Origin of the sequence: Neisseria sp. P0009.S010 (assembly GCF_051958545.1) — a bacterium.
Taxonomy (GTDB): domain Bacteria; phylum Pseudomonadota; class Gammaproteobacteria; order Burkholderiales; family Neisseriaceae; genus Neisseria; species Neisseria subflava_A.
The window spans coordinates 24,324-31,416 of sequence record NZ_JBQCVH010000011.1; the positions used below are offsets into that span (position 1 = coordinate 24,324).

Annotated in this window: 6 protein-coding genes and 3 pseudogenes; 1 reads left to right on the top strand and 8 read right to left on the bottom strand. The window is 49.1% G+C overall.

From position 1 onward, the window contains the following. Positions 1 to 35 precede the first annotated feature (35 nt). The gene (nadB, locus tag ACTHSN_RS10270; RefSeq protein ID WP_070461577.1) at positions 36 to 1,544 is read left to right on the top strand and encodes an L-aspartate oxidase; all 1,509 of its coding nucleotides are present in this window, start codon (positions 36 to 38) and stop codon (positions 1,542 to 1,544) included. A gap of 415 nt (positions 1,545 to 1,959) precedes the next feature. Here the strand turns inward: nadB and ACTHSN_RS10275 are convergent. From ACTHSN_RS10275 to ACTHSN_RS10310, 8 genes and pseudogenes are all read right to left on the bottom strand, one after another. Then, positions 1,960 to 2,425: pseudogene (locus ACTHSN_RS10275) on the bottom strand (hypothetical protein). A gap of 253 nt (positions 2,426 to 2,678) precedes the next feature. Further along, entirely contained in the window at positions 2,679 to 3,170 is a 492-nt protein-coding gene (locus ACTHSN_RS10280; protein ID WP_107792553.1) for a contact-dependent growth inhibition system immunity protein, read from the bottom strand. 74 nt (positions 3,171 to 3,244) lie between these two features. Beyond that, positions 3,245 to 3,319, bottom strand: a complete 75-nt coding sequence (locus tag ACTHSN_RS10285) for a hypothetical protein (RefSeq protein ID WP_336623262.1) — start codon at positions 3,317 to 3,319, stop codon at positions 3,245 to 3,247. 235 nt (positions 3,320 to 3,554) lie between these two features. Then, positions 3,555 to 3,749 (bottom strand): annotated as a pseudogene (locus ACTHSN_RS10290) (hemagglutinin repeat-containing protein); the annotation flags it as partial. 113 nt (positions 3,750 to 3,862) lie between these two features. Then, complete coding sequence (locus tag ACTHSN_RS10295; RefSeq protein WP_070461578.1) at positions 3,863 to 4,396, bottom strand: ankyrin repeat domain-containing protein; 534 nt, start codon at positions 4,394 to 4,396, stop codon at positions 3,863 to 3,865. Continuing rightward, positions 4,386 to 5,534, bottom strand: a complete 1,149-nt coding sequence (locus ACTHSN_RS10300; RefSeq protein WP_432760686.1) for a GH-E family nuclease — start codon at positions 5,532 to 5,534, stop codon at positions 4,386 to 4,388. The genes ACTHSN_RS10295 and ACTHSN_RS10300 overlap by 11 nt, the downstream gene beginning before the upstream one ends. A gap of 128 nt (positions 5,535 to 5,662) precedes the next feature. Beyond that, positions 5,663 to 6,632: pseudogene (locus tag ACTHSN_RS10305) on the bottom strand (hemagglutinin repeat-containing protein); the annotation flags it as partial. Positions 6,633 to 6,775: 143 nt separating this feature from the next. Then, positions 6,776 to 7,093, bottom strand: a 318-nt coding sequence (locus tag ACTHSN_RS10310) for a transposase (RefSeq protein WP_440365301.1), incomplete at its 5' end; no start/stop codon positions are given.

Below are 7,093 nucleotides of genomic sequence, written 5' to 3' on the forward strand. Positions count from 1 at the left end.
CTGTTTCAGACGACCCCTTAAACAAGGACAACACCATGCAAACCGATTGCGACGTATTGATTGCCGGAAACGGGCTGGCGGCACTGACGCTCGCCCTGTCGCTGCCTGAATCGTTCCGCATCGTCATTTTGTGCAAAAACCAGCTGGACGACACTGCCAGCCGTCATGCCCAAGGCGGGATTGCGGCGGCGTGGTCGGGAGAGGACGACATTGAAAAACACGTTGCCGATACTTTAGAAGCGGGCGCGAGTTTGTGCGACGAAGCCGCCGTCCGCACCATCCTGTCGCAGGGCAAACCGGCAATCGAATGGCTGCTGGCGCAGGGCGTGGCGTTCGACCGGAATCATAACGACCTGCACCTGACGCGCGAAGGCGGGCATACCTGCCGCCGAATCGCCCACGTTGCCGACTACACGGGCGAAGCCGTCATGCAGAGCCTGATTGCCCAAATACGCTGCCACCCGAACATCCGCGTTTACGAGCGGCAGATGGCGTTGGACGTTCAAACCGAATCAGGCGCAGCGTGCGGACTGACCGTCCTCGACTGCCGAACGCAAGAAACCTACCGCATCCGTGCCCGCCACACCGTACTCGCAGGCGGCGGCTTGGGACAGATTTACGTCGCCACCACCACGCCGCCCGAATGCACGGGCGACGCCATCGCTATGGCGATACGCGCAGGCTGCGCAGTCGAAAACCTCGAATTTATCCAATTCCACCCCACAGGCTTGGCAAGGCCGTCTGAAAACGGCCGCACCTTCCTAATTTCCGAAGCCGTGCGCGGCGAAGGCGGCATCCTGACCAACCAAGCGGGCGAACGGTTTATGCCGCATTACGACCGCCGCGCCGAACTTGCGCCGCGCGACATCGTTGCCCGCACCATCGCCGCCGAAATCGCCAAACAAACGCAAGACTTCGTCTCACTCGACATCAGCCATCAACCCGCAGAGTTCGTCCGCCGGCATTTTCCGTCCATCCATCGGCACTGCCTGTCCCAACACGGCTTGGACATCACGCGCCAAGCCATCCCCGTCCGCCCCGTGCAACACTACACCTGCGGCGGCATCCAAACCGACCCCTGCGGCAGAACCTCCCTGCCGCAGCTCTACGCCTTAGGCGAAACCGCCTGTACCGGACTGCACGGAGCCAACCGCCTTGCCAGCAACTCCCTGCTCGAATGTGTCGTTACCGCCAGACTTGCCGCCCAAACCATCGCGGACAGACAAGCGTTCCAAACCGAACCATTCCAAAGGCCGTCTGAAAGCCCCTCCGCCGAAACAGACATCTTTTCAGACGGCCTCCAAAACGTATTCAGCCGACCCACCCTGCAAGCTTTCAACCAACGCCATCTGGGCATCATACGCAACGATACCGACCTGCGCCGCGCCATCGCCCAACTGCAGTTTTGGAAGCAAAACCAAGCCGAGCCATACACCGCGTCCGAATACGAAAACCGCAACCTACTCGAATGCAGCCTCGCCCTTGCCCAAGCCGCATACAGGCGGAGAGAGAACATCGGAGCACATTTTAATAGTGATTGTTGAGGCTGATAGAGACCTTTGCAAATGTTTCTAAATATTCTTTTGAATGATATGGGAAAACCACCTAGTCATCATTTTCTCATACATGAGATTCAACTATTAACAATGAAATTCCCATTTCTTGCTCTATTTGACTGAAAAAAGATACTGCGATTTTCTTTGCTTCTTGATAATTAATTATCATGGCAATACTCCAAATTGAAAATGTTTGAAGGTAGTAAAATTGACTTCGCCTCCTTTTTGTATTTGCCTATTAATATACCTTTTTGGACAACTGCGCTTTATAGCCCGCGCAAGATCGGCACATTAAATAAAGGCCGTCTGAAACGGTTTTTCTGTTTGCAGACGGCCTCTTGGCTCAAACCGTGAGAACCGCATGCGTGCGTTCCGCACACATCCTACTTGTTGAGTTTAGGTTTCATATGGGCCACGGCTTGCTTTCCAAATATGCTTTTATTTCATAAATTAGATTATTTATATTAGGGGAAACTACATTTCCTGTTTTTTCGATTACAAGTAGACAATTATATTTTATTGCCCAGTCAATGGTTTTCTGAATAAATTTAGTATAATCAAATCTTAAATCAAGTTCACACTCTATATCATCTGGCCAAACGGTAAGACTATTACCAAAATTATCACAAAACATGATTGCATCTTTATCCCAAGACTCTTTCGATTTAAGCTTTTTTTTTTGCTTCATTTATTATTGATAATAATATAAAATCATTATCGATAAAGTAATTTTCAAAACTTTTATTCTCATTAAAATTCTGAAAACCATTAGATCGATACTCATCAAGTATGATATCTTTATTTGCATTAAATTTATTTCTGATAGCAGCTGATGGGATAAGGTAGTACCGATAATTCCAAATTGCCATTTTTATTTACTCCTATAACGTGGTCTATTAACATTACCTGATTCATTCAAGACATCAATAGAATTTTTCCAATTAGTATTAGGAACGGGAAAGTCAACTTTTTTAAATTTTAATTCACATATCCTTCCAAGCAAGCCGTAGCCCGCATTAAACCTATGCAGGTAAGGTGTGTGCGGTACGCACGCTGGCCTTGAGTGTGATAAAAAAGTCGTCTGAAACATTTTTCCGGCTTTCAGACGACTTTTGCCAAATATTATCGGCAGCGGCTCAATGCCAACTTTAAACCTGCTCCGATTTCTTCAGGACTGTTATCCAATGATAAAATTACATTGTCTGCATCAATGGCATCCCACGCTTCCAGCTTGACATGGCGGCTTGGGCTGATTTTCAGGCAGCCGTTGTGCAGCCAAATATCCACGCTCATCATGTTTTTAAATAGGGCGCGTCTGGTTTTATAGCCCAAGTTCCCGCATAGGTTGGCAACCCAATCCTCATAACGTGGTTTAAAACTTTCCTGTTTTAAAAAATCAATACGTTCAGCTTCGTTGTCTAACGTCCTGCTGTTCGCCAATGCTTGTAAGACTGTCGTGCCTAAAGTTCCATTGTCGGTATCCAATGGCAGGATATGGGGAGGATATAGGTGGTCTATTGCCGTTAACCCCAAACCTGAACATGTTTGAACAATCAGAGCTTCTTCATTAGCATAAAAAACTGCCCAATAATTTTGATCCTGTTTAAAAATCATTATTTGATCTCCGTAATTTTGACTGTAATGTTTTGACTCTTGCCATACTCTACCACACGTTGTAACTGCAATCTTTACTCCTTATTAGTTTGTGCGGGTATGGCCAGATGGATTTCGCGCTGTTTGATCATGTCGGCCCTTAATGTCATACCCGAAAGGCTATGACGTTCAAAATTTGTCGTCTTAGAGTTGTCTCTACACCGCTTCGGATAATGATTTTGCTAGCCGTGCTACCGATATGGGTGTGGCGGCGAACTGCTTTTGTCTGATGGCTGTGGTGGCTTGTTGAAAGAAAGGCCGTCTGAAACCGTATTTATTGTTTCAGACGGCCTCTTAGCTCAAACCTTGAGAACCGCATATGTGCGTTCCGCACACATTCGCGTTGCCGATAAGCTGCGCACCCTTGAGGGTGGTATCCCCGCCGCTGCGGATGGTGGTTGTGCCGACCATACTGCCAACATGGGTGTGGCGGTGGACTGCTTTTGTCTGATTGCTGTGGCTACTTGTTGAAAGAAAGGTCGTCTGAAACCGTATTTGTTGTTTCAGATGACCTCTTGGCTCAAACCTTGAGAACCGCATGCGTGCGTTCCGCACACATCCTACTTGTTGAGTTTAGGTTTCATATGGGCTACGGCTTGCTCTTGCCAAATAGAGCTGGATTTCGCGGGAGAGCTATCCTTACCTATGGCGCATCAGGCATATTGCTCCATTAGGGCAATAACCGGTTTCAAACTTTGGTCATCGGAAAAATAAGTCTTCATAAAATCCAATAGCGACATGTTTGCATTCTTGACCGGGTGATGCACATCTGCACCTTTGTCCAGCATGGCTTTTAAAACGTCCAGTCTGTCGGGGATGCCGCCTATCATGGCCAAAGGAATTCCTTGGTCGGTATAGGTTTCAATGTTCGGATCCGCTCCGGCCTCCAACAGTACCATGGCCGCATCTCCGTTTTCTGCCCGCATCGCGTAATGCAGCGGTGTCATGCCGTAGATGTCTTGGGCGTTTACAGGGACACCTTTGTCTATGTAAAACCGTATAGTTTCAGGTGATGATGGATTCCAAATATTAGCCCTATGCAGGCTATTCCATTTTTCATTAGGAGAAATACGGAATGGATCTAATTTCCCCTCGCTTTCCGCCTTTTGAAGGAAAGCAATATCACCTAGCTCTTCAGCTTCCGCAATTTTTTCTTCAAAACTGGGAGGTGTTAAATTATTTACCATTTAAAAAGTTCCTCATATCTTGTTTAATTGTACCCAAATCACCCCGCCCCGGTTTTTCAAACCTGGGGTCGTGAGATTCGTTTTCCGCCTTGTTCTGCAGAGCAAACAATTTTTTCGTCCTTTTCGGGTCGTTCACATACTCATTCAACTGGCTCTGCGTCATGCCTAATTCATCTGCCGCCTTTATCAAACGGCGGTTTTCCCAACCGTATCTGTGTCCGATGTGGACGGGTGGTTTGATAATATTAGAGATATTTCCTTTTTCTGCATAGCTGCCGTCAGGCAGTTTGATATACCGGTCATACACACTGTCCCTTATCGGTTTGCGCAAATTCGGCCGTTTTAAAGCAGTGGCAGCTCTCCCCGGATCGGGCATAAAACGTCCGAGTTCGTCGTGATAACGCCCATTTGCATCACGTTTGGGGTATGTTTCCTGTGGTTGCGGATCTGCCGGTGGATCTGTTTTTTTGTCAAAGTTGGGTTTCGGCGGATCGTCTTTTTTAGCTGCTTCTCCCCGGGCGTCTTTGTCCAGCATGCGCTTAAAGCTGTTAACGCCTGGTTTGACAACCTGCTTCAATACCTTGCCCGCTCCGACGGCCGTAGTCAAATTTTCTACCGATTGAAGTCCGATCAGTGCGGCTTGCGCACCTCGGACGTCTTGTCCGTAAATCGGTTGCAAGTCATTTAAGATTAAGGAAGCAGTACCTGCTCCAGGTGACTGGAAGGCCTCGGTGACATTGTCCCAGCATCGTCCAAAGTCGTTTGCACAGTTTTGGACATCTTTAAAGGTATCCACCGCCTTTGAACCTACAATGTATACAGGTAAAGAGTTGAGTACTCCTCTAGTAATAGTTTTTCGTGGATTTTGTATTTTTTCCTTCCAGGATTTTTTTGCAAATTCCGAAGCCAAATCCTTCGCGCCTTGGGTAATGCTGCTATTTTTGGATGAGTGTAAATTGTTTCGGTAGAACACAAGGTCTGATTGGGCCTCCGGTGCAAAAACCTCCGGTCGGACAAATTGTTTGCCTTCCGTAGTGAAGAATCGCTGTTGCCTGCCATCTTCATTGAGAAAGGTCTGCCTGGCTTTTTTAAGAAAGTCTTTTGCAGGTAAATCAGTTACCTTTTCTAAAGTCAGCATCCAAAATAAATCGGTTTCTTTGACTGCTTGATGCACTAAGCGTTTTTGAGCATCGGCAACTTGTTGGGCGGTAGGTTCCTTCCCGCCATTTTCTTGTTTTGCAAATGCTTTGGCATTTTGTTTTATCCAAGCCCTTTCATCAGGATGCAGCTGCCGGTTGTTCCAATCGACATTCGCCCCTACTGCCGCCGTACCTGCATTCCCGCCCGCCGCATAGCCGATGGCCGCCCCACCCAGTGCGTTGACCGCCGCTTTGCCCGCCGGGCCGAGGTTTTCCGCCGCTTTGTCCAAATACGGTGCGGCAAGGGAAGTGCCGCCGCCGGCCAGTATGCCGCCGAGGTTGCCCGTCGTCAGTCCGCCTGCCGCTCCGTGCAGGATACTCCTGCCTATGCCGCCTTCTTTCCAGGTGTCGTAGCGGCTTTGGTTTTCGGCAAGGTAGGCGTTTACTTGACCGAGGGATGTGCGGATAGCGGCTTTTTCGGCTTCGCTGTCCGTATTTTGCAGTTTGGCCTCCAGCAGGGTTTTGGCTGCCTGATACCGTTCGTAACTTTGGGTATTGCCGAGTTTGTCGGAAACGGCTGCTGTGGTTTGGGCGGCGTTTTTGCCGAACTCCTGTGTTACTTCCCTTTGCAGGTTGATTTCTTTGGCCACCGCGTCTTTGTCGAAGCTGTTTTTCAGACGGCCTGAGTGTTGATCCGCAGTTTCGGTGTCGATGCCGGTGTAGATACGCGCTTCGGTTTCTTTGGTAGTCCTGCCTGTTCGGGCAAGTTGTCCCGCTTTGTCGGTGATGTGTATGTTGCGGGTGTTGATGCCGCTGCGGGTGGTGCTGTTTTTGCTGTCTCCGTCGCTGCCGTAGCCTACTGATGAACTTGCGCCGTTTTTATCGGCTACGCTTGTCAGGTGTTTGTCTTGAGGCTTATTTTGTGCGCTCTGCCCCAGTGTTTTGCCGCTTACGGCAACGTTGGCACCCAATCCAAAACTTTCGCCTTCGTATCGGCTGTAGTTTTGAATGTCGCTATGGGTGAGGGTGGCCGTCTGAAAGCGGTTTTTGCCTTCGTCTTCTGCGCTTTGGCCAGACGTGATGATGCCGCCTGAGACCTTGGCAAAAAAGCCCTTCCCACAACAGTCGAAACCCCAACACAGGTTTTCGGCTGTTTCCGCCACCAATCACTCCCTAACTCTACCCAAATACCCCCTTAATCCTCCCCGGACACCCGATAATCAGGCATCCGGGCCGCCTTTTAGGCGGCAACAGACACACTTAGCCTGTTAGCCGCCTTCAACAGGTTTAGACACATCGCCTTCAGATGGCTTTGCGCACTCACTTTAATCAGCCCGAAATAGGCTGCCCGGGCATAGCGGAACTTACGGTGCAGTGTACCGAAGCTTTGTTCGACCACATAACGGGTCTTCGACAAATATCGGTTACGTTTGGTTTGCGCTTCCGACAGCGGACGATTACGGTGTGCTTTGCGCATAATGCCGTCCTGCAGCCGATGCTCTTTCAGATGTTGCCGGTTTTCCTCACTGTCATAGCCTTTGTCGGCATAGACGGTCGT